General features: G+C 70.4%; 19 protein-coding genes and 1 tRNA gene. 18 read left to right on the plus strand and 2 right to left on the minus strand.

All coding sequences use genetic code 11. The features are described 5' to 3' along the window. Window positions 1-36 precede the first annotated feature (36 nt). A tRNA-Phe gene (locus tag ASE25_RS02390) sits at window positions 37-113 on the plus strand. A gap of 111 nt (window positions 114-224) precedes the next feature. Further along, a complete protein-coding gene (locus tag ASE25_RS02395; RefSeq protein WP_056822451.1) occupies window positions 225-653 on the plus strand; it encodes a pyridoxamine 5'-phosphate oxidase family protein in 429 nt (142 codons plus the stop codon). A 55-nt stretch (window positions 654-708) separates the two neighbouring features. Here ASE25_RS02395 and ASE25_RS02400 read toward each other — a convergent pair whose 3' ends face one another. After that, window positions 709-1,776, minus strand: coding sequence for an SDR family oxidoreductase (locus ASE25_RS02400; RefSeq protein WP_056771802.1), 1,068 nt, complete (start codon window positions 1,774-1,776; stop codon window positions 709-711). Window positions 1,777-2,165: 389 nt separating this feature from the next. Here ASE25_RS02400 and ASE25_RS02405 point away from each other — a divergent pair, with 389 nt between their 5' ends. From ASE25_RS02405 to ASE25_RS02475, 15 genes are all read left to right on the plus strand, one after another. Beyond that, window positions 2,166-2,873 (plus strand): helix-turn-helix domain-containing protein, encoded by a 708-nt coding sequence (locus ASE25_RS02405; protein ID WP_056822453.1) that lies wholly within the window; start codon window positions 2,166-2,168, stop codon window positions 2,871-2,873. A gap of 110 nt (window positions 2,874-2,983) precedes the next feature. Next, complete coding sequence (locus tag ASE25_RS02410; protein ID WP_056822455.1) at window positions 2,984-3,964, plus strand: zinc-binding dehydrogenase; 981 nt, start codon at window positions 2,984-2,986, stop codon at window positions 3,962-3,964. 17 nt (window positions 3,965-3,981) lie between these two features. Beyond that, window positions 3,982-5,049, plus strand: a complete 1,068-nt coding sequence (locus ASE25_RS02415) for a zinc-binding dehydrogenase (protein ID WP_056772698.1) — start codon at window positions 3,982-3,984, stop codon at window positions 5,047-5,049. Then, complete coding sequence (locus ASE25_RS02420) at window positions 5,042-5,929, plus strand: NAD(P)-dependent oxidoreductase (protein WP_056822457.1); 888 nt, start codon at window positions 5,042-5,044, stop codon at window positions 5,927-5,929. Before ASE25_RS02415 ends, ASE25_RS02420 begins: the two co-directional genes overlap by 8 nt. A gap of 184 nt (window positions 5,930-6,113) precedes the next feature. Then, the gene (locus ASE25_RS02425; protein ID WP_056772700.1) at window positions 6,114-7,124 is read left to right on the plus strand and encodes an ABC transporter permease; all 1,011 of its coding nucleotides are present in this window, start codon (window positions 6,114-6,116) and stop codon (window positions 7,122-7,124) included. A gap of 55 nt (window positions 7,125-7,179) precedes the next feature. Continuing rightward, the gene (locus ASE25_RS02430) at window positions 7,180-8,286 is read left to right on the plus strand and encodes a substrate-binding domain-containing protein (RefSeq protein WP_056771813.1); all 1,107 of its coding nucleotides are present in this window, start codon (window positions 7,180-7,182) and stop codon (window positions 8,284-8,286) included. Beyond that, complete coding sequence (locus tag ASE25_RS02435; protein WP_082622644.1) at window positions 8,283-10,904, plus strand: ATP-binding cassette domain-containing protein; 2,622 nt, start codon at window positions 8,283-8,285, stop codon at window positions 10,902-10,904. Before ASE25_RS02430 ends, ASE25_RS02435 begins: the two co-directional genes overlap by 4 nt. A gap of 87 nt (window positions 10,905-10,991) precedes the next feature. Then, window positions 10,992-12,068: a 2,3-butanediol dehydrogenase gene (locus ASE25_RS02440; protein ID WP_056771816.1), complete on the plus strand. Its 1,077-nt coding sequence runs from the start codon at window positions 10,992-10,994 to the stop codon at window positions 12,066-12,068. A gap of 73 nt (window positions 12,069-12,141) precedes the next feature. Next, window positions 12,142-13,548, plus strand: coding sequence for a Xaa-Pro peptidase family protein (locus ASE25_RS02445; protein WP_056822459.1), 1,407 nt, complete (start codon window positions 12,142-12,144; stop codon window positions 13,546-13,548). Beyond that, window positions 13,545-14,609 (plus strand): thiamine pyrophosphate-dependent dehydrogenase E1 component subunit alpha, encoded by a 1,065-nt coding sequence (locus ASE25_RS02450; protein ID WP_056822463.1) that lies wholly within the window; start codon window positions 13,545-13,547, stop codon window positions 14,607-14,609. The genes ASE25_RS02445 and ASE25_RS02450 overlap by 4 nt, the downstream gene beginning before the upstream one ends. Beyond that, on the plus strand, window positions 14,597-15,574 hold the full coding sequence (locus ASE25_RS02455) for an alpha-ketoacid dehydrogenase subunit beta (protein ID WP_056771820.1): 978 nt from the start codon (window positions 14,597-14,599) through the stop codon (window positions 15,572-15,574). The genes ASE25_RS02450 and ASE25_RS02455 overlap by 13 nt, the downstream gene beginning before the upstream one ends. A gap of 95 nt (window positions 15,575-15,669) precedes the next feature. After that, entirely contained in the window at window positions 15,670-16,368 is a 699-nt protein-coding gene (locus tag ASE25_RS02460; RefSeq protein ID WP_056822464.1) for an E3 binding domain-containing protein, read from the plus strand. Continuing rightward, entirely contained in the window at window positions 16,365-17,579 is a 1,215-nt protein-coding gene (gene eboE / locus ASE25_RS02465; protein ID WP_082622646.1) for a metabolite traffic protein EboE, read from the plus strand. The genes ASE25_RS02460 and eboE overlap by 4 nt, the downstream gene beginning before the upstream one ends. Further along, the gene (locus ASE25_RS02470; RefSeq protein ID WP_056822466.1) at window positions 17,576-18,595 is read left to right on the plus strand and encodes an alpha-hydroxy acid oxidase; all 1,020 of its coding nucleotides are present in this window, start codon (window positions 17,576-17,578) and stop codon (window positions 18,593-18,595) included. Before eboE ends, ASE25_RS02470 begins: the two co-directional genes overlap by 4 nt. Window positions 18,596-18,678: 83 nt before the next feature. Further along, the gene (locus ASE25_RS02475; RefSeq protein WP_056822468.1) at window positions 18,679-20,175 is read left to right on the plus strand and encodes an NAD-dependent succinate-semialdehyde dehydrogenase; all 1,497 of its coding nucleotides are present in this window, start codon (window positions 18,679-18,681) and stop codon (window positions 20,173-20,175) included. 172 nt (window positions 20,176-20,347) lie between these two features. On the opposite strand, the gene ASE25_RS02480 is transcribed toward ASE25_RS02475, so the two are convergent. Then, on the minus strand, window positions 20,348-24,094 hold the full coding sequence (locus ASE25_RS02480; protein ID WP_082622647.1) for a S8 family serine peptidase: 3,747 nt from the start codon (window positions 24,092-24,094) through the stop codon (window positions 20,348-20,350). Between the two features lie 232 nt (window positions 24,095-24,326). On the opposite strand from ASE25_RS02480, the gene ASE25_RS02485 reads away from it, so the two are divergent. Then, complete coding sequence (locus tag ASE25_RS02485) at window positions 24,327-25,313, plus strand: helix-turn-helix domain-containing protein (protein WP_056771839.1); 987 nt, start codon at window positions 24,327-24,329, stop codon at window positions 25,311-25,313. Window positions 25,314-25,399 lie beyond the last annotated feature (86 nt).

A 25,399-nucleotide genomic window follows, 5' to 3' on the forward strand; every position in this document is an offset into this window, starting at 1 on the left:
CCCCGAGGGGTCGGCTATAGTTCCACTCGTTGTCGCGGCCAGGTAGCTCAGTTGGTACGAGCGTCCGACTGAAAATCGGAAGGTCGGCGGTTCGACCCCGCCCCTGGCCACCACCCCCGAAACCGCAGGTCACCATCGTGTGACCTGCGGTTTCGTCGTTCCCGGGATGGGCGGAGGCTGGTACCAGACTTCTGGGCACCACCCGACGATGAGGAGCGCACGCGATGAGGCTCAACGAGGAGACGGCTCGGTCACGCCTGCGCGAGCAGGTCCACGGCGTGCTGTGCACGCTGCACCCCGACCGCGGCCCCGACCCGGTCCCGATCGTGTATGCCGTGAGCGACGACGGGCACGTCGGCATCCCGATCGACACGGTCAAGCCCAAGACGTCCTCCCGGCTTCAGCGCGAGGCCAACCTGGCGGCCGACCCGCGGGGTTCCCTGCTCATCGAGCGCTGGGAGGACGACGACTGGTCGAGGCTCTGGTGGGTGCGCGCCGAGCTCCAGCACGTCAGCGACCCGCCGTCCTCGCTGACCGACGACCTCGCCGACCGGCTGGCCAGCACCGTGCCGCAGTACGCCGACAAGCCCTTCCACCGGCTGCTCGTGTGTCGCATCGTCCGGGTCACCGGCTGGGCCGCCGGCGAGGCGTGACCACTGCGGCCGGCGGCCGGACCCGTGTCCGGACCGCGGTTTCGTCGCTCCCGGCTCACAGGGGAGGGATGATCCTTCGCTGTCGCAGCGACTCGAAGAGGTCGAGGAACGAGTCCGCCGAGTCCTGGTAGTCGAGGAAGCCCAGCTTGCGACTCTTGCCCATGTCGGCGAACGTCTCGACCGTGCGCCCCAGATCAGCATCTGTGTGCCACCACGACGCCAGCTCCGCCACCGGGTGCGGGGCAAGACCATGGCGCGCGACCAGGTCGGCCCACACCTCGTCGGCGTGGGTCATGCGCCCCTCGAGGGGCTGCGGCTGACCGGGGTACTCGGCGGGTTCGACACCGAGGCCCTCCGCGACCCGGCTCCACATCTGGCGCCACCGGAAGACCTCACCGTTGACGGTGTTGAAGGCCTGGTCACGCCCGGCGGGGTCGGTCGCCGACCATGCGACGTGCCTGCCCAGTAGGCGAGCGTCGGTGATGTCGGTGACGCCTGCCCACTGCTGTGGACTCCCGGGGAACACGAAGGGCTGCCCCGTCTGGCGACAGATGCTGCCGTAGACGGCAAGCGTGACCCCCATGTTCATCGCGTTGCCGAGCGCGTAGCCGATCATCGTGTGCGGTCGGTGCACCGACCACGTGAAGCCCTGCTGAGCCGCTGCCTCGAAGAGCGCGTCCTCCTGGACGTAGTAGAAGTTCTCGAACGGCAGTCGCCCTTGGCTCTCGCGGAAGGGCGTTTCGGCCGGAGCCTTGGCGTAGGCCTCGAAGGGACCGAGGTAGTGCTTGAGGCCGGTCACGAGGACGGCGTGCTCGAGCGTGGTGGTGCGACCGAGGACCTCGAGAGTGTTGCGCAGCATCGCACCGTTGACTCGGCAGTTCTCGGCCTCCGTCGCCTGCCGTTGCCAGGTGGTGAACACCAGGTGCGAGATCGACCTGCCCGCGACCGCACGCTCGACGGACTCGGGGTCGAGGACGTCAGCGAGGACGTGGTCGACGCCGGGAACGGGCTCGCGCACGGAGCGGGACAGGCCCACCACGTCGAAACCCTTGTCCAGCAGGGCGTGCGCGCAGTTCTGTCCACCGATGCCGGTGATTCCTACGACGAGGGCAGTGGGTGCCATGCGCGCTCCTTCGGGCGATGCTGACGGTGCGGCTGGTGACGTCCGAGCGTCCATGTCCGCGACAGGCCGATGGTGCCGCGATCTGGACAGGGCGTCAAGTGATGATTAACGTTACCTCGAAACAGCTCGCCTGCGTCTGCCCTCGACCGTTCCACCCCGACCACATCCCGGCTCCCGAGGAGGACCCCCATGGCTGGACGCATCCTCACCCGGACCTACGCCGCGCCCACCCTCTCGCGCCACGTCAGGCCCGGCACGTGCCGCCGCGGCGAGCCGGTCCCGAGTCGTGACGCGACGGTGCCCGAGTGAGCGCCCGGCGGATCGGGCAGGACGGGTCGCCTCGCGCTACTGTCGGGGAAAACCGACGCCAGCACAGAGGTGAGCCGAGAGTGGTCGAGCAGGTCGAGAACCTCGGTGGCCGCCTCCGCAAGGTGCGGCTCGCCACCGGGATGTCCCTTCGCGAGGTGTCCCGACAGCTGGGGGTCTCGCCCTCCTTCGTGTCCCAGCTCGAGAACGGCAAGTCGCAGCCGTCGGTGGCCACCCTCTACTCCTTGGCCCAGCTGCTGGGCGTGTCGATCGACGAGCTCTTCGCCGTGGACGGCGGCGCTCCGATCCCACCCTCGGGCACGGGTGACGACGCCGGCGGCACCGAGACCCTGGCCGCCGCCTCGCGTCCGGCGAACGCGGAGGGCCTCCCGAGCAGGTCGGAGATCAGCTCCCCTGTCGACGCCGTTCCCCGCACCGGTCGTGCCGAGCGCGTCTCCGTCACCAGGTCCGGCGGCCGATCCCGCCTCGAGATGGACACCGGCGTCGTGTGGGAACGCTTGGCCGACAACACCGGCGGGGACCTCGACTTCATCGAGATCGTGTATCCCCCGCACAGCAACTCGACCAACGACGGCCGGATGCTGCAGCACGCCGGCGCCGAGTTCGGATACCTCCTCGAGGGCGAGCTCGAGATCACGGTGGGCTTCGACGTCTTCACCCTGCATGCGGGGGAGGCCCTCGGCTTCGACTCCTCCCAGCCCCACCTCTTCCGCAACCTGCATTCACAGCCGGCCCGCGGGATCTGGTTCGTGGTCCACCCCACGTCCTGACCGCCGTACTGCTTGACAGGTCGTCGCCGAGCGTTCACTCTGACTGAACTCCCGTCGTTCCACCTGTTCAGCGGTTTGCACCGCTCCGAGCCATCTGCCGAGGACGTCATATGCGCGCGTTGCAGTTCACCGGGCCCGACCAGTTCCACCTCAACGAGGTCCCCGTCCCCGAGCCGGGCCCGGACGAGGTGCTCGTCGCCAGTCGGAGCGTCGGGATCTGCCACTCCGACATCGAGCTGCTCGCCGGCCGCTACATCATCCCCTTCGCCTACCCGGTGATCCCCGGCCACGAGTGGTCCGGCGAAGTCGTCCGCGTGGGCCGGGATGTCAAGGGTCTCGGCGTCGGCGACCGGGTCGTCGGCGAGTGCGTCATCGGTGACGACCACTTCGGCTTCAGCATCAGCGGTGCCGCCGCCGAGTTCTTCCTGGCCAAGGAGGCCTGGCTCCACCGCCTTCCCGACAACCTGTCGTGGACCCAGGGCGCCCTGGTCGAGCCGTTCAGCTGCGGCTACTACGCGACGGTCCGCGCCGACAACCTCGACGCGAGCGACACGGTTCTCGTGCTCGGGACCGGTCCGATCGGGCTCGGCGTCGTGGCTGCGTCGGTGGGCCGAGGTGCGAAGGTCGTCGTGGCCGAGCCCTCAGCGGACCGGGGGGAGCTCGCTATGCGGCTCGGTGCCGACGAGGTGCTCGACCCCACTGCCGAGGGCTTCGAAGACGCGGTGCAGGAGGCCACCGACGGAGACGGGGCCTCCGTCGTCTTCGAGGCGAGCGGCAAGCCGGCGGCGATGGCGACGGCGCTCGAGGTCGCTGCGTTCCGCGCCCGGATCGTCTACATCGGCATCGACGTGGGCGGCTCCGCCCCTGCGAAGCTCGGGCTGTTCCAGTCCAAGGAGCTTCAGGCCCGCGGCATCATCGGCTCCCCCGGCGTCTGGCCGCAGACCCTGCGCTTCCTGTCCCGCAGCGGGGTGGACCTCAGCCCACTCGTCACCTCCAGCCACGATCTGGCGGAATCCGAGAAGGCGATCACCGCCGTTCTGGAGGACCGGTCCCAGGTCAAGGTCCACATCACCTCGTCCGCCCGGCTCTGACGGGTAGGGGACCGATGATGCGCGCAGGAGTGCTCCACGGTCGCTTGGACCTTCGGGTCGAGGACCGACCAGAGCCACGACCCCGCGAGGGTGAGGTCCTCATCCAGGTCGCTCTCAACGGCCTGTGCGGTACCGACGCCACCGAGTACGCGAAGGGACCGATGATGGTCCCGCTCACGGACCGACACACCGGCAGCGGCCACGTGGGGCCCACCGTGCTCGGCCACGAGTTCATCGGGACCGTCGTCGCCGCCGGCCCGGACGCAGGGGACGGGGGCGGCAGACGCTGGACCGGCCGACGGGTGGCCTGCGGCGCGGGAGTCTCGTGCGGCTCCTGTCGGTGGTGCGCGGCCGGTCGCACCAACCTGTGCGAGCGCTACTACACGCTCGGACTGTCGACCCACGGTGGACTCGCCGAGCTCGTCGTCGCTCCCGTCAGCACCCTGGTCACCATCCCGGACGGGTGCGACGACACCGAAGCGGCGCTCGCACAACCCTTCGCGGTCGGCCTGCACGCCATCGACCGCGCCGGGATCGCTGACGGGGACGACGTCGTCGTGCTCGGCGCCGGCGCGATCGGCTCCTTCGTCCTGGCCGGGCTGCGTGGCCACCGGGGCACGGTCACCGTGGTGGACGTCGACCCCGACCGCCTCGACGTGGCGCGACGACTCGGTGCGACGAGCACCGTCGCGGTGAGCCGCGAGACGACGCTCGAGGAGCTACGGGACCTCGTTCCCCGACAGCCCCACGTCGTCATCGAGAGCTCGGGCGCGCCCGGCGCCGCGGCCCGCGCGCTGTCGCTCTGCGCGCGAGGAGGGCGGACGCTGCTGGTGGGCCTCGTCAAGGCCCCGCAGGAGCTCGGCCTCGCGGACATCGTGCTGCGTGAGGTCGACATCGCGACCACCGTCGCCCACATCTGCGCCACGGACATCCCCCGTGCCCTCGCGCTGCTCGAGAGCAGTCCGCTGGCGGGCGTCATCGGCACCACGACGGTGCCCCTCGACCATGTCGTCGCTCGTGGTCTCGACCCGATCGTGGCCGGGTCCGCGGGCGGCAAGATCCTGGTGGACCCTCGCCGTGGCTGACGTCGCGATCCTGGGCACCGGCCGCATGGGGTCGGCGATGGCGCGACGCGTGGGCGCCGCAGGGCACCGGGTGCGGGTGTGGAACCGCACGCTGTCATCCGCCCAGGCCCTGGTGGACTCGCAGACACACGGCGAGCTCGTCCTGGCCACGACCCCCTCGGCGGCCGTGACGGACGCGGACGTCGTGCTGACGATGCTCGCGGACGGCGACGTGACCACGTCGCTGCTGCTCTCGGAGGCCGTGCTGAGCGCCCTGCCCACCCACTGCCTCGTCATCGACCTGGGGACGAGCGGAGTGGCGGCGGCAACGCGTCTGGGTCGCCGGCTCACCGAGGCAGGACATCGCTTCGTCGACGCTCCCGTGTCGGGGAGCGTGCCCGCCGTCACCGCCGGCACCTTGCTCGTCATGGCGTCCGGGCGGCCCGACGACGTCATCGCCGCCCGGGGGGTCCTCGAGTCCTTCGCGGCCGAGGTGCTCCGGGTGGGTGACGTCGGCGCAGGCCAGGCGATGAAGCTCGCGGTCAACCTCGTGGTCCACGACCTCAACGCGGCCCTCGCAGAGGCCCTCGTCCTCGCGGAGCGGTCCGGAGTCACTCGGACCGAGGCCTACGACGTGCTCGAACGCAGTGTCGTCGGGGCTCCCTTCGTCCACTACAAGCGCCCGGCTTTCCTCGACCCGCAGACGCCGATCGCGATGAGCCTGGAGCTCGTCGCCAAGGACCTGCGCCTGATCACCGAGCAGGGCAGGACGACCGGCGCGGCGCTGCCGGTGACAGAGCAGACGCTGCAGCGCGTGCAGGGCGCCGTCGACGCCGGGTGGGGCTCGCGAGACATGGCCGACCTGAGTCGTATCCAGTCCGCAGGGGACCCACGCGAGTAGGCGTTTCGCCCGCTTCGCGGGTGTCCGTCCCCGAGGCGCGCATCACGGTCTTGTCTCGTTGACAAAGACCCGAGCGTGAACCTCTTGTTAACGCCAAATGCTCTATGTACAGTCTCACCCAACACCTTGGTCGCCCGTGATCCGGACGGTCAGCATCGAAACCCTCAGTGTCGAGGAGTGGGTCATGGATCCGAAGAACGAGACGGTCAGCCCGTCGCGCCGCACCCCCCGGGGCCTCTCGCGTGGACTGCTGACCGTGGTCGCGGCGTTGGCCCTTCTCGTCATCGCCGGCTTCATCTTCGCCCCGAGCAGTGTCAGCTCCGGTGCGGTCCAGAGCATGCTGCCGTTCGCAGCCGTGCTCGCCATCGTCGCCCTCGGGCAGACCCTCGTCGTCATGCAGGGCGGCATCGACCTGTCGGTCGCAGGCTCGGTGTCACTCGTCATCGTCATCGTGACCCACCAGGCCTATGGCGACGACTCCAAGGTGCTCCCGGCGGCCCTGCTCGCGCTGGGGGTCTCGCTCCTCACCGGGCTCGGCAACGGCCTGCTCATCGGACGCCTCGGCCTCAACCCCATCGTCGCCACCCTGGGCACCAACGCGCTGCTCTACGCCGCGGTGCTGGCCGTGTCCGGGGGGACCCCCCGCCAGACCACCGACCTGCTCGCCCGGCTCGCCGGTGACAGCACTCTCGGGATCCCACACGCGGTCCTCGTCGCCGTGCTCGCGACCGCCGTCGTCACGGTGGTCGTCAAGAAGACGGCGTCGGGACGTCGCTTCGAGGCGGTCGGGGCCAACGGCTCGGCGGCGTGGGCTGCTGGTCTGCGCGTGCAGGGCTTCAAGGCCGGCGGCTACGTCTTCGCGCAGGTCTTCTACTGGCTGGGCGCCCTGCTCCTGGCCGGCATCCTCAACAAGCCCACGGCATACCAGGGCGACAGCTACCTGCTGGCCTCGGTGGCAGCGGTCGTCCTCGGAGGCACCTCCCTGCTCGGCGGTCGGGGCAACCTCGTCGCCACAGCCGTCGCGGCGCTCTTCCTGATCCAGCTGGACCAGTTCGTGCTGGCCCTCGGCTTCGACTTCGCGGGCAAGACGCTCGTGCAGTCGGCCGCGTTCGCGATCGGTGTCGCGCTCTACACCATCAACTGGTCGCGGCTGCGACGGCGATCCCAACGTCCAGCCAGCACCGTCCCGGCCTGACCCCTCTTGCTTCATCCCTCACCCGGCTCATGACCATCAGAAAGGTCGATCCGCAATGTCCCGACCCAACACAGCCATCCGCGTCCTCGCAGTGTCGAGCGTCGCCGCCCTGGCACTCGCAGCCTGTGGCAGCTCGTCCGACGGCGCCTCTCCCGCCGCCAGCGGAGGCAGCACCGTCTCGGGCGCGCCATCCTGGTGCGGCTCCAAGCAGATCACCCTGGGCCTGACCGACGGGTTCGGCGGCAACAGCTGGCGTCTCGTCACGACGGCCTCCGCCAAGGACGAGATCGCCAAGTGCCCGAGCGTCACGAGCTTCACCTACGCCGACGGTCAGGGCGACACCCAGAAGGCCATCTCCGACATCCAGGGCCTGGTCGCCAAGGGAGTCAACGCGCTCGTCGTGTTCCCGGACGCCGGCAACGCCATGCTCCCTGCTCTGCAGAGCGCCAAGGAGGCCGGCGTCACCACGGTGCCCTACCGGGTCAACCCGGGCGGCGCCGACGGCAAGGACTACGACGTCTGGGTGGGAGCCGACTTCGTCACCGACGGCAAGAACTGGGCCGACTGGCTCACCAAGACCCTGCCGAGCGGGGGCAACATCCTCTTCCTGTCCGGCCCCGCAGGCAACAGCCAGGGCCTCGACGAGCTCAAGGGCATGAAGGAGGTCCTCGACCCGGGGAAGTACACCTTCATCGGGCAGGCGCCGTTCGAGGTCACCAACTGGGATCCCGCCAAGACCCAGCAGGTCCTGAGTGCCGCCATCGCGAAGTACCCGAAGATCGACGCGATCGTGTCCGACTTCGGACCGTCCCTCGTCGGTGCTCTGCCGGAGTTCGAGAAGAGCGGGCGCTCCATCCCTGCCCTGGCGACGTCGGACGGCAACGTCCTCTCGTGCTTCTACGAGGCGCACAAGGCACAGAACCCGGACTTCAAGCTCTTCACCGTGGCCACGGGCAACGACAACGCCCGACTGGCGGTCCAGTGGGCCGTCGCCCTCGCGACCGGTGGCACCCCGCCCGCGTCGAAGCAGTTCAAGGCTCCCGCCTTCGAGGACTCGGTCGGCGGCAAGCCCAGCCCGGTGACGTGCAAGAAGGACCTTCCCGGTGACATCTACCTGTCCGCCCAGATGGCCGGACAGGACCAGGCGAAGCTGCTCAAGTGACTCCGCACGGGGCGGCCGGTGCCGTCACGACCGACGGCCCGGCCGACCCCGTGCCCGTCGATGTCGCCACCGAGACCAAGACCAAGACGCTGAGCGAGACGCCGACCGAAACGCCGACCGAAGGACTGGACGTGACCAGAGACACCGCGGTGATCGCCGAGTCGGCGATGGTCCTCTCCGGCATCAGCAAGAACTACGACGGGGTCGCAGCGCTCACCGACGTCTCCCTGGAGATCCGTCGGGGCGAGGTCCACGCCCTGCTGGGAGAGAACGGCGCGGGCAAGTCGACCCTCATGGGGGTCGCCTCCGGTGAGGTGAGCCCGGACGCCGGCACCATCACCGGCGCGGGCCGGCTCATCGAGCGGCTGACACCCGCCCTGGCCACCGAGCTCGGCATCGCGATCGTCCACCAGCACCCAGCGGTGCTGCCCGACCTCACCGTTGCCGAGAACCTCGTGGTCGCCGTGCCCGGTGCCGTCCTCGGAACCGGGGCGGAGCAGATCCGCACGATGCAGCAGATGCTGGCCGATGTCGGCTCGAGCGCCCACCTCGAGGACCGGGTCGGCAACCTCAGCGTCGCCCAGCGCCACCTCCTCGAGCTGGCCAAGGCGCTCGCGGTGGAGCCCGAGCTGCTCATCCTCGACGAGCCCACGGCCCCGCTGGGCGCCGACTCCGTCGACATGCTCTTCGAACGCGTGCGGCGGGCCGCAGCCACCGGCACCGCCGTCGTCTACATCACGCACCGCCTCGCCGAGGTCCGCGAGCTGGCGGACCGCGTCACCGTGCTGCGCGACGGCAAGGTACGCGGCACTGCCGAGGTGGAGGCCATCAGCGACGATGAGCTTCTGTCGCTCATCGTCGGGCGCCAGCTCGAGTCGACCTTCCCGGTCAAGCCACCGCAGGACGAGCTGGGTGACGAGGTCCTCTCCGTGGACGGGATCACGGGTGGCGGCTTCTCCGACGTCTCCTTCACGGCGCGCGCCGGTGAGATCATCGGCGTCTCGGGGATCGTGGGCAACGGCCAGAGCGAGGTGCTGCGGGCGCTCGCCGGGCTCACGGCCTTCTCCGGCTCGGTCACGGTCGGCGGCACGTCGCGGACATCGCGCGACCTGCGCAAGCGCTCGGCCTACCTCCCGGCCGACCGACACGACGAGGGCCTCATGATGACGCTCTCGGTCCGCGAGAACGCAGCCCTGTCCGCCCTGGACCGTCTCCGGGGTCGTGTCCTGCTGAGCCGCGGCCGGGAGGACGCCCTCGTCGGGGCGGAGCTCACCGCTCTCGACGTCAAGACCGCCTCAGCCGAGACCGTCGTCTCGGCCCTGTCCGGAGGGAACCAGCAGAAGGTCGTGCTCGCCCGGGCCCTGCTCTCCCGCCCCGCCATCGTCCTGGCCGACGAGCCGACACAGGGCGTCGACGTCGGCGCGCGCGCGGAGATCTACCGGATCCTGCGCGAGGTCTCTGCCGCGGGCGTGCCGGTCGTCGTCGCGTCCTCCGACGCCAAGGAGCTCGAAGGACTCTGCGACCGCGTCCTGGTCATGTCACGCGGAGCAGTGCTCGACGTCGTCGAGGGCGCTCAGGTCACCGAGGAACGACTCATCCACTCGGCAGTCAGTGCGACGGTGCACCAGGGCGGCGCCAGCCGGACGGTCAGCTCCGTCTCGACCCGGCGGAGCCGCTTCCTCACCGGGGACTATGCCCCGGTCGTCATCCTCGCGCTCGTCATGCTCCTTCTCGGCGCCTTCGTGCTGTCGCAGAACCCGCGATACCTCGCACCCTTCAACCTCACGTCGGTCATGACCTCGTGCGCGGCCCTCGGCTTCATCGCCCTCGGGCAGACGATCGTTCTCATGACCGGGGGAATCGACCTCTCCGTGGGACCGCTCGCCGGTTTCCTGGTCGTCGTCGGCTCGTTCTTCCTGACCGCCGAGAAATCGGCCGCGGTCATGGCGCTGGGACTGGTCGTCATGCTGGCGGTCGCCGCCGCCACCGGCGCCGCCAACGGCAGCCTGATCCGCTTCGCCAAGTTCACCCCGGTGGCGGCCACACTGGCGAGCTACATCGGCATCCAGGGCCTCAGCTACCTTCTCCGGGACTCGCCCGGAGGGAACATCGCGATCTCGGTCACCCGTCTCGTCAAGACCAAGATCGGCCCCGTACCGGTCGTCTTCCTGCTGCTCGTCGTCACTGCCGTGGTGCTCGAGTACGCCCTGCGCAGGCGGGGCCCCGGCCTGCGGCTGCGCGCCATCGGATCCGACGAGGACGCCGCCCGCCGGGTCGGGATCAACGTCAGCCGCACTGCGGTCCTGGCCTACGTCGCCGCCTCCTGCTTCGTCTTCCTCGGCTCCATCGTGCTGCTCGGCCAGCTCGGCATCGGTGACCCGGCTCAGGGCGTGGGCTACACCCTGAGCAGCATCACCGCGGTGGTCCTCGGTGGCACCAGCCTCCTGGGCGGTCGTGGCACGTTCATCGGCACGCTGCTCGGCGCCGGGCTCATCGTCCAGGTCTTCAACGCCATGGTCTTCCTCGACCTGTCGCAGACGTGGCAGTACTTCTTCCAGGGCGCCCTCATCGTGGCTGCCGCCGTCATCTACAGCCAAGTGCGCCGGGTCAGGGCCTGACAGCGCTCGACACCATCACCAGACCTTCGAATCACCCTGCGGGCCAAGGCGGTCCGTCATCCAACGACAACCACCGAGGAGACTCAAGTGCGCGCAGCACGCTTCCACGGACAGTCCGACATCCGCATCGAGGACGTCGGATCCCCTGAGATCAAGGCGCCCGACGAGGTCCTCGTCGAGGTCCTCTGGTGCGGCATCTGCGGCACCGACCTGCACGAGTACCTCGTGGGCCCCATCGTCACCCCGACCACGCCGCACCCCCTGACCGGGGTGACCCTCCCCCAGACGCTCGGGCACGAGTTCTCCGCGCGGGTCGTGGAGGTGGGCGCGCAGGTCACCGACGTGGCCGTGGGCGACCGGGTGAGCATCATGCCTGCGATCGTCTGCGGCCGATGCACCTTCTGCCGGCAGGGACTCGGTCACCTGTGCGTCCGGTTCGCCTGCACCGGGCTCTCCGCCGAGACCGGGGGCCTCGCCCAGTACGCCGTGCTCAAGGAGTACCAGGTCTCGACCCTCCCCGACGAGGTGTCGGACGTGGAGGGTGCCGTCGTCGAGCCGGCCAGCGTGGCGGCATACGGCATCGACAGGGTCGGGATCCGTGGTGGCGACATCGTGCTCGTCACCGGCGCCGGCCCCATCGGCGTGCTGTCGGCCCTCTACGCCGATGCCCTCGGCGCTGCGACCGTCGTGATCGCCGAACCCAATCCCAACCGCGCAGCGCTCGCGGCCTCCCTCGACGTCGGTCCGGTCCTCGACCCGACCTCGGACGGGTTCGCCGAGTCGATCGCACAGCTCACCCGAGGCGCCGGCGTCGACGTGGTCGCCGAGTGCTCGGGCAGCACCCCGGGCCTGACCACGGCGATGAACAGTGTGCGCACGCGTGGCTCGATCGTGCAGACCGGCCTGCACACCAAGCCGGCCACCATCGACGCGATGCGGCTGTCGGAGAAGGACATCAGCTACGTCGGCAGCTGGTGCTACCTCATCACCGACTGGCCCCGCATCATCCGGCTCATCGCCTCGGGGAAGTACCCCGTCGCCAAGGCCGTCACGGCCCAGATCGAGCTGGAGCGGGTCGTCCCGGACGGCTTCGACGTCCTCGTGAACCCGTCGGGCGACCAGCTCAAGATCCTCGTCTCACCGACCGGCGCGACGCCGGCCTGACCGGGGCCACGACCCTGCGCCACCGGCCGCGACCGACCAGCTGCCGATCCATCCACGTTCTCGAGGAGTAGTCATGGTGTCACCGACGTACGGCACGAACGCGGTCGACTGGGAGAGTCGCCTGGACCTGGACCGGCTGCGCCGCGAGCGCCTGGCCCGGCTCAAGGCGGAGCTCGACCGGTCGGACCTCGGCGCCCTGCTGACCTTCGACTTCCACAACATCCGCTACATGACCGCGACCCACATCGGGACATGGGCGATGGACAAGATGATCCGTTTCGCCATTCTCCCCCGCGGGGGGGACCCCGTCCTGTGGGACTTCGGGTCGGCCGCCCGTCACCACCAGCTGCAGTCGACCTGGCTCGACGAGCCGCACGCGGCTGCGGGTCGGGGAGACCACTACGGCGCCCGCGCGGGCATCTCCACGCTGCGCGGCGCGATCTCCCCCGGGGCACGGCGCGCCGCGGACGTGGCCGCCAAGGTCGCCCAGGTGATGCGCGACTTCGGGCTCGACGGCCAGGCCATCGGCGTCGACATCGTCGAGCCGCCGGTCCTCTTCGCGCTCGAGGCGGCGGGTTTCCACGTCGTCGACGGACAGCAGGTCTTCCTCGAGGCGAGGCGGATCAAGACCGGGGACGAGATCGGCCTGCTCACGCAGGCAGCGTCGATGGTGGACGCTGCCTACGAGAACCTCTACGAGTTCCTCCGTCCGGGCGTCCGTGAGAACGAGTGCGTCGGCCTGGTGAGCAAGACGCTCTACGACCTCGGTTCGGAGCATGTCGAGGGGGTCAATGCCATCTCGGGAGAACGGTGCTCACCGCACCCACACGTCTTCACCGACCGGCTGATCCGGCCCGGCGACCCGGCCTTCTTCGACATCCTGCACAGCCACATGGGCTACCGGACCTGCTACTACCGGACCTTCGCCGTGGGCAGCGCATCACGGGCTCAGCGCGACGCGTACACCATCTGTCGCGAGCTGATGGACCGGGCGATCGACATCGTCAAGCCCGGCGTGACGACGGCTGACGTCGTCGCCCTGTGGCCCACTGCGCAGGAGTTCGGCTTCGCCGACGAGGAGGCGGCCTTCGCGCTCCAGTACGGCCACGGCGTGGGCCTGTCGATCTGGGAGCGGCCGATCTTCAGTCGCCTCACCTCCTTCGACAGCCCGGAGACGCTGGAGGAGGGCATGGTCTTCGCCCTCGAGACCTACTGGCCAGCGGCCGACGGCTGGGGGGCGGCCCGGATCGAGGAGGAGGTCGTCGTGACCGCCACGGGCTGCGAGGTCATCACGAAGTTCCCTGCCGAGGAGCTGCTCGTGGCCGGCAAGCGCTACTTCACGACCGGCGGACACCTGCCGACGATGCGCGACAGCCAGTCCCACCTCAACCGCGCGCCGCGCGCCACCGACGCCGACTCCGGCGCCGACGCCGACGCCAGCACGAGGAACAGCTCCACCCCGGCGGAGGTCGGCGCATGAGACTGCCCCTGGCGGAGCACCGTTACGGCGAGCACGGCGTCGTGCTCCCACCGGAGCGCAGCGACAGCAACGACGCCCTCGATGTCGACCTGGACATGCGGCGACAGCTCTACCGCTCGATGCGAGAGATGCGGACCTTCGAGAAGCGCGCCTACGACCTCTTCATGAAACAGTTGGTCAAGGGCACGAGCCACTTGTCGCTCGGCATGGAGGCGATCGCGGCGGGTTTCGGAGCCGCCATGCAGGAGGACGACTACACCTTCGCCACGTACCGCGGCCACGCACACACCCTCGCGAGGGGCGTGCCGATGACACCGGTGCTCGCCGAGCTGCTCGGACGGGCCAACGGCCTGATGGGAGGCAAGGGCGGTTCGATGCACCTCACGAGCGTCGAGCACGGGATGATGGGCTCCTACGCCATCATCGGGGCCCACCTGACGATCGCCAACGGAGCTGCGTGGTCCGCGCAGTACCGCGGGTCGGGCCAGGTGGCCGTCTGCTTCTTCGGCGACGGGACCACCAACATCGGCGCCTTCCACGAGGCCCTCAACTACGCCGCGGTGTACCGCCTGCCGGTCGTCTTCGTGTGCGAGAACAACCTCTACATGGAGTACACGTCCATCCGCGACATCACCGCCGTCGCGCACCCGGCGGCCGACCGGGCCGCGGCGTACGGACTCGAGTCGATCGTCGTCGACGGCAACGACGCCGACGCCGTCCACCTCGCCGCGCTCGAAGCTCTCGACCGGGCGCGCTCGGGCCGGGGCCCCTCGCTCGTCGAGGCCCTGACCTACCGCCACGGAGGGCACTCGCGCGCCGACCCCGGGAAGTACCGTCCCACCGGTGAGGTCGACGCCTGGAAGGCGTACGACCCACTCACGATCTACCGCGAGCGACTGGGGCGGCTCGGCGTGTCGGAAGCCGAGCTCGACGCCATGGACGCGACGGCTCTCGCGCTCGTCGATGCGGCCACCGAGGGAGCCATCGCCGGCGAGCTCCCCTCTCCCGAGAGCGCGTTCACCGATGTCTGGGCTGATGGAGGATGGTCATGGCGCAACTGAGCTACCGAGATGCCGTCGCGCGCGGCATCGCACAGGAGATGCGCCGCGACGAGCGGGTCGTCGTCGTGGGCGAGGACATCGCCGGGGCCGGCGGCGTCTTCAAGACGACGGTCGGCCTGCTCGACGAGTTCGGCCCGAAGCGGGTCATCGACACACCCATCAGTGAGCAGGCCATCCTCGGCGCGGCCATGGGCGCGGCGATGACCGGGCTACGACCGGTGGCGGAGATCATGTTCTCGGACTTCTTCGCCGTGTGCTGGGACATCGTGGTGAACCAGATCGCCAAGACGCGCTACATGACGGCGGGTCAGGTGACCATGCCACTCGTCATCAAGACGGGCAACGGCGGTGGCCTGCGCTTCGGAGCCCAGCACTCGCAGTCGATCGAGAACTGGGCCATGGCCATCCCGGGGCTCAAGGTCGTGACGCCGTCGACCGCCGAGGACGTCGTCGGCCTGATGGCCGCGGCCATCCGGGACGACGACCCGGTGATCTTCTGCGAGCACAAGGGTCTGTATGCCGCCAAGGGCGAGGTGCCCGACGGCGAGATCATCGACACGCTCGGCACCGCCAAGGTGCGCCGCCCCGGTCGCGACGCGACCATCCTGGCGCTCGGCATGATGGTGCCGAGGGCGCTGGCCGCTGCGGAGGACCTGGCCACCCGCGGCATCGATGCCGAGGTCATCGACGTGCGCTCCCTCGTACCACTCGACACCCGGACGATCCTCGACTCGGTCGCCAGGACCGGCAGGCTCTTCACCGTCGAGGAGAACCCCCAGCTGCTCGGCTGGGGTGCCGAGATCGCGTCGCTCGTCGCCGACGAGGCGTTCTGGGACCTCGACGGACCGGTGCAGAGGATCACGACCCCGCACATCCCGCTGCCGTCCGCCGACTCCCTGGAGGACCTCGTCATGCCGTCCGCCGAGAGCGTCGCCAGGACCGTCGAGAAGGCGCTGCAGTCGTGAGCGTGCCGCCGTCGCTGGCGCCCTTCCTCCCCGGGGGTCGGCCGGCCCCTCGCGCTTCAGGTGGCCACCGCCCCCGGCAGGTGCACTCTCCCCGGGTGCGCCGTCTGGCGCACGACCGGGGCGTCCACCTCGGGGGACTCACCGGCACCGGTCCGCGCGGCCGGGTCACGACGGACGACGTGAACCGGGCGGCCTCGATGGCGGAGCTCCCGCTCGCCTCTCCGGTCGCCGCTCCCGGCACGGTGCGCGCTTGCCACACCGCGGTCACCGAGGTGGAGGTCACCCGTCTGACGACCTCACCTGACCTGCTCGCCTGCCTCGTCGAGTCGTCGGTCCGGACGGTCCGGTCCGTCCGCGCGGCGACGGCCGAGGTCGTCCGTACGACGGTGTCGGTGCACGGGCCGCCCGGGGGCGCGCCACGGACGGTCGTCAACGCCCACGACCTCGGAGTGCAGGGGATCCAGCGGGTCCTCGGAGCCGCAGACACACCCCTGAACGGCTCTGAGGGGCAGGCCTCCCGGCCCGAGCTGTCGGTCCACGACCTCCGGGGAACCGGCGTCCTGTTCGACGTCCCCGTGCTCGAGGACAGCGTGGTCGTCGCGCTCTCGTTCGGAGACGTCGTCGACCGGCCCACCGTCGTCGAGCTCCCCGACGGTGGACGCGGGATCGGGATCGGCTCCTTCGTGCACCTCGCTCTCACCGTCGACGAGCATCTGGCCGGTGCCAGCGCAGCGCGGCTGCTCGCCCAGGTGCGTCAGCGCCTCGAGGCCCACGAGAGCGGGAGGTCGTCGTGAACGCCCGCACCGAGCACCTCGCGTACTCCACCCTCGTGCACCCGGGCGACACCTGGTCGGAGATGCGCGACAGCCTCATGACCTACGCGCCGGCCGTGAAGCGGAGGGTGTCGCCCGACACGTCGTATGCCGTCTCGCTCCGTCTGTCCGCCTCGTCGGCGCAGACGCTGACCGACAACCCGGGCGAGCGGGAACGTCTGCGGGTCTGGCTGGACGAGAACGACATGTACGTCTACACCGTCAATGCCTTCCCCTACGGCCCGTTCAAGGGTCGTGTCGTGATGGAGGAGGTGTACGAGCCCGACTGGTCGGATCCTGACCGGGTCCGCTACACCTGCCAGGTCGCCGACATCCTCGCCGAGGTCTGCCCGTCCCACGTGTCACCGTCCATCCAGACGTCGCCGCTCGCCTTCCGACCCAAGGTGCTGACGACCGCGGACCGGGCCACGCTGACCGAGAACGTCCTCACCGTGGTGGCACACCTCGTCGACCTCGAGCGCAGGACGGGGCGGCGAGTCAAGCTCGCGCTGGAGCCGGAGCCTGCCTGCTTCCTCGAGACGACCCCGGAGACGGTGGACTGGTTCCGCGAGGACGTCTGGTCCTCGACCGGGACGGAAACCCTGTGCCGGCTCACGGGACTCCCCGTCAGCGAGGTCGCGGGGCTGGTCCGTCGCCACCTCGGCGTCGTCTTCGACATCTGCCACCAGTCCGTGCAGTTCGAGGACATCGCCCGGTCGCTGGAGCTGCTCTCCGAGGCCGGGGTCCCGGTCTTCAAGCTGCAGGCCGCAGCCGCGCTCCGCGTCCCGGACGTCACCGACTCCGCCGTGGACGCCCTCGAGGCGTTCACGGACACGATCTACCTCAGCCAGACGACGGAGCGACGAGACGGGCGCCTCACGCGGTTTCTCCACCTCGCCGACGCCATCAGGGCCTGGCGCGCCGACCCCGCAGGAGGTCCTCGCGAGTGGCGGACGCACTTCCACGTACCGATCTTCCTCGACGACCTGGACGGACTCAGCACGACGCGGGCCGGCATCGTGGCCGCGCTCGAGGTGCACGCCCGGACCCCGCTCTCGGACCACCTCGAGATCGAGACCTACACGTGGGACGTGCTGCCCGCGCACCTCAAGAACGGTGACATCGTCGACTACGTCTCGCGCGAGCTGGAGTGGATCCGCGCCGAGCTGGATCGGTTGGACCCGGGGCGATGATCGACCATGCCTCCCTGCGGGACCGGGCCGAGGCCGCCCTCCCGCCAGACGTGTTCGCCTACTTCGCCGCGGGCGCAGGGGACGAGACCACCCTCGCGCGGCAGGAGCAGGCCTGGGACGAGGTGCTGCTGCGGCCGAGGGTGCTGCGGGACGTGTCGGCGACCTCGGCGGCGTCTCAGGTGCTCGGACAGCCGATCACCTCGCCCGTCCTCGTCGCCCCCACTGCCACCCACCGGCTGGCCCACCCCGAGGGTGAGGTCGGGGTCGCCCGGGCGGCCCGGGCGGCGGGCAGTCTCCTCGTGCTGTCGATGAGGTCGAGCACCCGGGTGGAGGCTGTCGCCGCCGCTGCCGGACCCTTCTGGCAGCAGCTCTACGTGCTACAGGACCGCGGCGTCACCGACGAGGTCGGCCGCCGTGCCGCCGCCGCCGGTGCGCTGGCTCTCGTGGTCACCGTCGACACCCCCCGCGTGGCTCGCAAGCGCGCAGGCCTGCCTGCCTCCCGTCCGAGCACCGGGATCATCGAGTCGCTCGACCACCGCCACGTCGCCGATCCACGGCTCATGCAGGCCGAGGACGTCGGCCCCCGCGATCTCGAACGACTCGCCGAGAACAGTGGGCTGCCCGTCGTGGCGAAGGGCGTGCTGACCGCGGAAGCCGCCCGGGACTGCGTGGCCGCCGGCGCTTCTGCCGTGGTCGTGTCGACGCACGGAGGGCGGCAGCTCGACGGGGTCGTCCCGGCGCCCCTGGCCCTTCCGGAGGTCGTCGATGCCGTCGGCGACCGGGTGGAGGTCTACGTCGACGGGGGTGTCCGAACGGGATCGCACGTCCTCAAGGCCCTTGCCCTCGGAGCGCGGGCCGTGCTCGTCGGACGACCGGTCATCTGGGCCCTCGCCACCGGCGGGTCCGACGGGGTGCGAGACCTCCTCGTCGACATGGCCTCGGAGGTGGAGGAGGCACTCGCCCTCGCCGGGTGCCGGTCCTGCGGCGACGTCGGGCCCGACCTCGTGCGCCGGTAGGACGAGCGGCGCTCCCGCACGGGCGTATGCCGTGCTGCGCTGCGCGAGCCGCCCTCCCTCTCCCCTACCTAGGAAGTGACGACATGACGACGACAGCGGTCACGGACCAGACCGAACGCGCTCTCTTGGCTCGGATCCCCACCGGGCTCTACATCGACGGCCGGTGGACCGAGGCTGCCGACGGTGGCCGGTTCGAGGTCGTCGACCCCTCCACCGAGACCGTCCTCGCCACCGTCGCCGACGCGCGACCCGACGACGGCGACCGCGCGCTCGCTGCGGCGCACGCCGCCCAGCCGTCATGGGGGCGCACTCCACCGCGCGACAGGGCCGAGATCCTCCGCCAGGCCTTCGAGCTCGTGACCATCCGCGCCGAGGACTTCGCGCTGACGATGACCCTCGAGATGGGCAAACCCCTCGCCGAGGCGCACGCCGAGGTCGGCTACGGGGCCGAGTTCCTCCGCTGGTTCGGCGAGGAGTCAACGCGGATCTCCGGCCGGTACTCCACGGCTCCCGACGGAGCCAACCGCCTCTTGGTCACGAGGCGACCGGTCGGGCCGTGCCTGTTCATCACACCGTGGAACTTCCCGCTCGCCATGGCGACCCGCAAGATCGCGCCGGCCGTCGCCGCAGGCTGCACCATGGTCCTCAAGCCTGCCGAGCTGACCCCACTGAGCGCCCTGCTCCTCGCCGAGGTCCTCGAGGACGCCGGCCTGCCGCCGGGTGTCCTCAACGTCATCCCCACGACCGACCCGGGGTCGGTGAGCAGCCCGCTGCTGTCGGACGCGCGGCTGCGCAAGCTGTCGTTCACCGGCTCGACACCGGTGGGCCGGCGGCTCATCGCCGCCTCGGCCGACCAGGTGCTCCGGGTCTCGATGGAGCTCGGAGGCAATGCCCCCTTCATCGTCTTCGAGGACGCCGACCTCGACGCCGCCGTCGAGGGAGCGTTCGCCGCCAAGCTGCGCAACGGCGGTGAGGCCTGCGTCGCCGCCAACCGCTTCCTCGTGCACCGGAGTCTCGCCGACGAGTTCGGACAGGCCCTCGCAGCACGGATGTCCTCCGTCACGGTCGGTCGTGGCACCGACCCGGCCACACGCCTGGGTCCCCTCATCAACGCCGCGGCCGTCGCCCGGGTGGGCCGTCTCGTGGACGGAGCCGTCGCCGCGGGCGCCCGTCTCGCCCTCGGTGGCCGGGCACTCGACGGACCCGGCCACTTCTTCCCGCCCACTGTCCTCACCGACGTGCCAGCCGGCGCGGACATCCTCGACGAGGAGATCTTCGGACCGGTCGCCTCGATCGTTCCCTTCGACACCGAGGACGAGGCCGTCCGCCTCGCGAACGCCACGCCGTTCGGACTCGTCTGCTACGTCTACACCCGCGACCTCGACCGAGGGCTCCGGATGGGCGAACGTCTGGAGACCGGGATGCTCGGCCTCAACACGGGCGTGGTGTCCAACCCGGCAGCTCCGTTCGGCGGCGTGAAGCAGTCCGGCCTCGGCCGCGAGGGAGGACGTGAAGGTATCGAGGAGTACCTCGAGACCTGCTACATCGGCGTGGCCGACCCGTTCGCAGCATTCGGATGAGGGTCGGTCCGCCGCCGCGCCCTCATTCCCCGGCGCGCGAGATGACCTCGGCCACGAGCCAGCCGGGTTCGTGGTCAACCTCCCAGCGGGCAGGTGCGCCGAGTCATGGGCGGATGCCGCCCACCTCCTGGGAGGGGACGGCATCCGCCATGTCGAGAAATCTGGCGCTTCGTCAGCGCACCGCGTAGGCCGACTTGACGACCTGCGTCACCGAAGCACCCTTGCTGTCGGTCACCTCGACCCGCGTGGTGACCGTCTTGCCGCTGGCACCCGTGTGGTCGACGACCGCGCTCCACGCCCCGGCGTTGCTGGACACCGCGGCGTCCGTCCACGTCGTGCCACCGTCGTAGGAGAAGGCAAACGTCGCCGAGACGATGTCACCAGGGGCGTAGCCGCCGTGACCGGTGACCCGGATCGGCAGCACCTGCCCCGCCGAGGCGCCGAGGGTCTTGCTGCCTTCCTCGGGCAGGCCGACCCGCGGGAAGAGCAGCGGGAGACCGACCGAGAACGTGTCGGGGTCGAGCGCGGAGCGGAAGCGCCACGTCGTCTTGACCTCGGTCGATCGGGCCCACTGACGCGCCGGGCTCCCGAACTTGCCGGTGTTCATCTCCAGCTCGTAGGCCGAGTCCTCGGCCGGCACCTCGAAGACGCCGTTGGGGGTGTAGCTGTAGCCGATCTCCTCGCCGTTGCGGCGCAGCGTGAGGTTGCCCTCGTCCCCGAAGCTGCCGGGGTTGGCCACGTGCCCGAAGTCGTCGCCCCACATCTGGGGGGCGAAGCCCATCAGGCCACCCTGCCGCTCGGCCGTCAGCTGCTCGAGGCCCTGGTCGTTCTTGATCGCAGCCGGGGCGACGATGCCGCCGTACCAGCTGTCGGTGCGGACGCTGCCGGCCGGGTAGGTGCGCCAGGCCTCGGTCATCGCCTCTCCGAAGGGGAAGCTCGAGGTGAGGTAGTGCAGCCACTTCGTGCCGCCGTCGGTGTAGAACTCGGTGCGCTTGGTCGCGACGTGGACCGCCTCATAGGCGGAGACACCGAAGGTGACGCCGTTGTCACGACCGGCATAGACGTAGTCCAGGAGCGGCGTGTCGACACCCATGCCCTTGTAGTCCGCCTCCGTGCGGCCGAGCTTCTTGTCCTGGGCGACGAACGTCTTGTCGTCGGTCAGCGGGGTCGACTGGGTGAAGCCGAGGTTGTAGACGTACGGGCTGCTGGCCGTCGCCTTCCAGGAGAGCGTCAGCTGACCACCGGGGGCGGTGGCAAGGAGCGCCTGGAGCTGGTCGCCCTCGACCATCGGAAGGGAGTAGGTCGCCACGCTGAGCGGCGTGAACCCGGCCACCGGCAGCCACTTGCCGGGAGCCGGAGCGTACGCGAGCAGGGCCCTGACACCGGCCGCGCGAGCCCGGTTGACCATCGACGGAGAGATGCCAGCGGTGCTGACCTTGACGAGCACGACCTTGCCACCCACGCGGGCGGGGTCGAAGATCGAGCCGGTACCGCCGTCGACGAGACCCGCAGTGCCGACACCGTCGAGGCCCGGCGCCGCGTTCGGCGCCGCGATCGGGTGCAGCACCGGTCCTGCGACGACCGACAGGGACTCGACGGCAGGCGCGTAGCGGCGCGACCAGTCACCGAACTCCCAGGTGCCCTGCTGGGGGTTGCCCTGCACGTCGGCGTACACGGCGGTCGTCGTCGAGCCACTGCTGAGGGAGCCGGCGTGGATCCACGTGTCGTCCCACGTGCGGGAGAACGAGAGGACCGAGGCCTTGGGCTCACTGGGCCGGTCCGTCTTGACCGACAGCAGGTGCGCCTTGGTCGCGTCGAAGTCGACGGTCGTGTCGCCGGTGATCTTGATCTCCGGTCGGCCGAAGTAGGCGATGGAGCCGACGGTGTTCGGGGTCAGGTAGGTCGGGTCGGGGCTCCTGACGAAGCTCGACAGGAAGTAGGTGCCGGGACGCACCTGGAACGTCTGCTCCGCGGCGCCGTTGTTGAAGGCGCGCTGTGCCTTGATGGAGTCGATGTTGACCACGTCGACGCTCGAACCCAGGTTGGCGGGCTGACCGAGGCGGTCCTTCATCCGGACGGTGAGCCGCACCGTCTGGGGAGTGACGTAGAGCGAGAAGGGCGTCGACACGTCGGCGCCGCCGGTGGCCAGGATGCGGCCCGTGACGTCGCCGTACTGCGCAGCCGCGAGCTTCGCGGTCGGGTCGACCTTCAGCGGGACCTTGACGGTGCCACCAGCGGGGACGGTCACCGACGAGGCTCCGAGGACGGCCGGCGTCGACGTGACGGCGGAACCGTCGTCACCCGTGACACCGGCGACGGACAGCTTGAGAGTGACCGGCTGGTCGGTGACGTTGGTGTAGGGAAGGTCGATGGTCGTGACCTGGGCGCTCGTGTGCGGCCACGCGAACGTCCCGGCCTGCACCGGCATGGTGATCACCGGGGCCTTCGCCGCGGCGATCACATCCAGTCGACCCGCGCCCTGCGCGCGGACGTCACCGGGAACATCGGACTTCGCCGACGACACGAGGGCCGCCTTGAGCTGCTGCCCGGTCCAGGTCGGGTGCGTCTGCTTGACGATGGCGGCGGCACCGGCGACGTGCGGCGTCGCCATCGACGTGCCCGACATCGCGACGTACGCGTTGTCGCCCCGCCCGCCTGAGCGGGCGGCGGTGATGCCGACGCCCGGCGCCGAGATCTCCGGCTTGAGGGTGTGGTCGACCGCTGTGGGCCCGCGGCTGGAGAACCATGCCGGCACGTCCTGACGGTCCACGGCGCCCACCGTCAGCACGGCGGGAGCACAGCCGGGAGCCGAGACCGTGTTGTTCGCCGAGCCCGTGTTGCCCGCCGCAATGACGAAGAGGGTGGAGCTCGTGGTGGCGAGCTCCTGCGCAGCGGACGACATCGGGTCGTTGCAGGCGGCAGGTGCCCCATTGCTCCCGAGGCTCATGGACACGACGTCGGCGCCCTGCGAGACCGCCCACTCCATGCCGCCGATGATCATCGAGTCGGAACCACCACCGTTGTCACCGAGCACCTTGCCGATGAGCAGCTGGGTCTCGGGCGCGACGCCCTTCTCGACGCCATCGCTCGCCGCGCCGGAGCCGCCGACGGTGGAGGCGGTGTGCGTGCCGTGACCGTGCACGTCCGACAGCGCTCCACCCGCTGAGCCGGTGAAGTCCTTGGACGCCACGATCCGACCCTGCAGGTCAGGGTGCTCGGCGTCGGCGCCCGTGTCGAGGACGGCGACCTTGGTGCCGGCCCCCTTGAGGCCCTCTGCCCAGGCCTGGTCGGCGTTGACCTGCTTGGTCGACTGGTCGAGGGTGGCGTACGCCTTGGCGTCGAGCCAGATCTTCTCGATCTTGGCGCCCGCCGCGGTGGACGGGTCCGTCGCGTCGGCGAAGAAGTGAGCGGCCTGCGCCTTGCCGGCCTTGAGCGCGATGCCGTCGATCGAGTGCAGCGTCTGGCCCTTTGCCGCGCCCTTCGGGGTGACCGGTGCCGAGCGGGCCCGGCTGAGGTCAGTGGTGTAGCGCGCGATGACCGGCACGCTGTCGGTGCTGGCGTCGTCGTAGCCCATGGCGACGAGCCCGGTCACGTTGAAGAGCTCCTCGTCCACCTTGCCCGAGGCCAGGGCGTCCACGGCATCGGCGGGATAGACGTAGACGTCCTTGCCGACCCGGCGCGTCTCGACAGAAGGCACGGTGCCGTCCTCGCGCGGCAGCACGGTGACGATCGGCGCGTTGGTGCCTGCCCCGGTGACGAGGACCTTGTCGCCCGTGATCAGGGTGACGGTCTTGGGGGCGTCGCTCGCCGCGTGGGAAGCGGACGATCCGACGATCGGGCGGGGTGTGGCACCTGAGTCCTGGCCGAAGGCCGAGGTGGGGGCGGCCGCGGTGGCGGCAACGATGGCAACCGTTGCCACCCCTAGGGTGTGACGCCAGATGGGGCGCATGCTGGTCCTCCGGGGAGTGTGGCGCGAGCCCGCTGTTCGGGTCACGCTGCGTGAGGGTGGCGCCGGGGGTGGGACTCCGGCGCCGCGAGCCACAGTGCCCGAGGAGCGAATCGTCGGGAAGAATGTGCGTGCGGCGGTTATGCGTCATGGCGCAGGTGCGCCACCCGCCCGAACGACGTAGGACGTACCGGAAGGAGCCGGCGTGGAAGCGCTTGCCGCGCTGGGCCTCGGCCCGGCGGAGTCCACGCTCTACCGCACGCTGGTCGGGCTGGGTGGCACGACCGTCGACGACCTCACCCATCGCTGCCAGCTCTCGAGCGCGGAGGTCGAGGAGAGTCTCGTCGGGCTGGAGCGCATGGGACTGGTGGCACAGTCGGCCGCCACGCCGGGCCGCTGGGTGGCGGCGCCACCGGGGATCGCGCTGCGCGCCCTCCTCAACGACCGCCGTCACGAGCTCGATCAGGCTGAGCTCGTGGCCGCACGGCTGGCGGAGGCGCACCGCACCGATGCTGCGGGGAGCGTTCACGATCTCGTCGAGGTGGTCGTCGGGGCCGGCGCGGTCGGACAGCGGTTCCACCAGCTGCAGCTGGGCGCCGTCGAGGAGGTCTGCGTCCTCGTCACCGACAACCCGACGGCCGTGACGGCGGCGGAGAACCAGGCCGAGGACATCGCGGCGGCCCGCGGCGTCCGGTACCGGGTCGTGCTCGAGCGCGACGTGCTGGAGCAGACGTCGCAGACCGAGCTGGTGGCGGTGATACGCCGCGACGAGGAGGTGCGGATCAGCGACCGTGTCCCGACCAAGCTCGTCATCGCCGACCGTCGCACCGCGATGGTGCCCCTTGACGCCGACTCCCCGGAGCCGGCGGCCCTCGTCATCCACTCGACCGGGCTCGTCCAGTCCCTCCTGTCGCTCTTCGACTTCGTCTGGCGCGAAGCCTGGCCGCTCAACTTCGTGTCTCCGGAGAGCGACGAGCTCGTGGAGACGGCCCCGGGTCCGGACGAGACCGACCTCCAGGTGCTCTCGCTCCTCATCGCCGGCGCCTCCGACGTCCTGGTCGCGCGGCAGCTCGACGTCGGGCTACGCACCGTCCAGCGCCGGGTCCGGTCGCTCATGGATGCCACCGGTGCCAACAGCCGCATCCAGCTGGGTTGGGCGGCACACGAGAAGGGCTGGCTCCGCCGACCGTAGCTCGACGGTCTCCGCCCCCGACCGCTGAGGCGGGTGCCGGTGCCGCCTGCTCGCCTGCTCGGCCAACGTTGGACAAGGGTTGTACA

This window comes from Terrabacter sp. Root85 (assembly GCF_001429185.1).
Lineage (GTDB): Bacteria > Actinomycetota > Actinomycetes > Actinomycetales > Dermatophilaceae > Terrabacter.

What these genes read in the sequence shown, in the direction of transcription:
- ASE25_RS02450 (WP_056822463.1), top strand. Translation starts at nt 13,545, where the DNA reads ATGAGACTGCCCCTGGCGGAGCACCGTTACGGCGAGCACGGCGTCGTG.
- ASE25_RS02400 (WP_056771802.1), bottom strand. Translation starts at nt 1,776, where the DNA reads ATGGCACCCACTGCCCTCGTCGTAGGAATCACCGGCATCGGTGGACAG.
- ASE25_RS02395 (WP_056822451.1), top strand. Translation starts at nt 225, where the DNA reads ATGAGGCTCAACGAGGAGACGGCTCGGTCACGCCTGCGCGAGCAGGTC.
- ASE25_RS02445 (WP_056822459.1), top strand. Translation starts at nt 12,142, where the DNA reads ATGGTGTCACCGACGTACGGCACGAACGCGGTCGACTGGGAGAGTCGC.
- ASE25_RS02470 (WP_056822466.1), top strand. Translation starts at nt 17,576, where the DNA reads ATGATCGACCATGCCTCCCTGCGGGACCGGGCCGAGGCCGCCCTCCCG.
- ASE25_RS02425 (WP_056772700.1), top strand. Translation starts at nt 6,114, where the DNA reads ATGGATCCGAAGAACGAGACGGTCAGCCCGTCGCGCCGCACCCCCCGG.
- ASE25_RS02415 (WP_056772698.1), top strand. Translation starts at nt 3,982, where the DNA reads ATGCGCGCAGGAGTGCTCCACGGTCGCTTGGACCTTCGGGTCGAGGAC.
- ASE25_RS02475 (WP_056822468.1), top strand. Translation starts at nt 18,679, where the DNA reads ATGACGACGACAGCGGTCACGGACCAGACCGAACGCGCTCTCTTGGCT.
- ASE25_RS02410 (WP_056822455.1), top strand. Translation starts at nt 2,984, where the DNA reads ATGCGCGCGTTGCAGTTCACCGGGCCCGACCAGTTCCACCTCAACGAG.
- ASE25_RS02455 (WP_056771820.1), top strand. Translation starts at nt 14,597, where the DNA reads ATGGCGCAACTGAGCTACCGAGATGCCGTCGCGCGCGGCATCGCACAG.
- ASE25_RS02430 (WP_056771813.1), top strand. Translation starts at nt 7,180, where the DNA reads ATGTCCCGACCCAACACAGCCATCCGCGTCCTCGCAGTGTCGAGCGTC.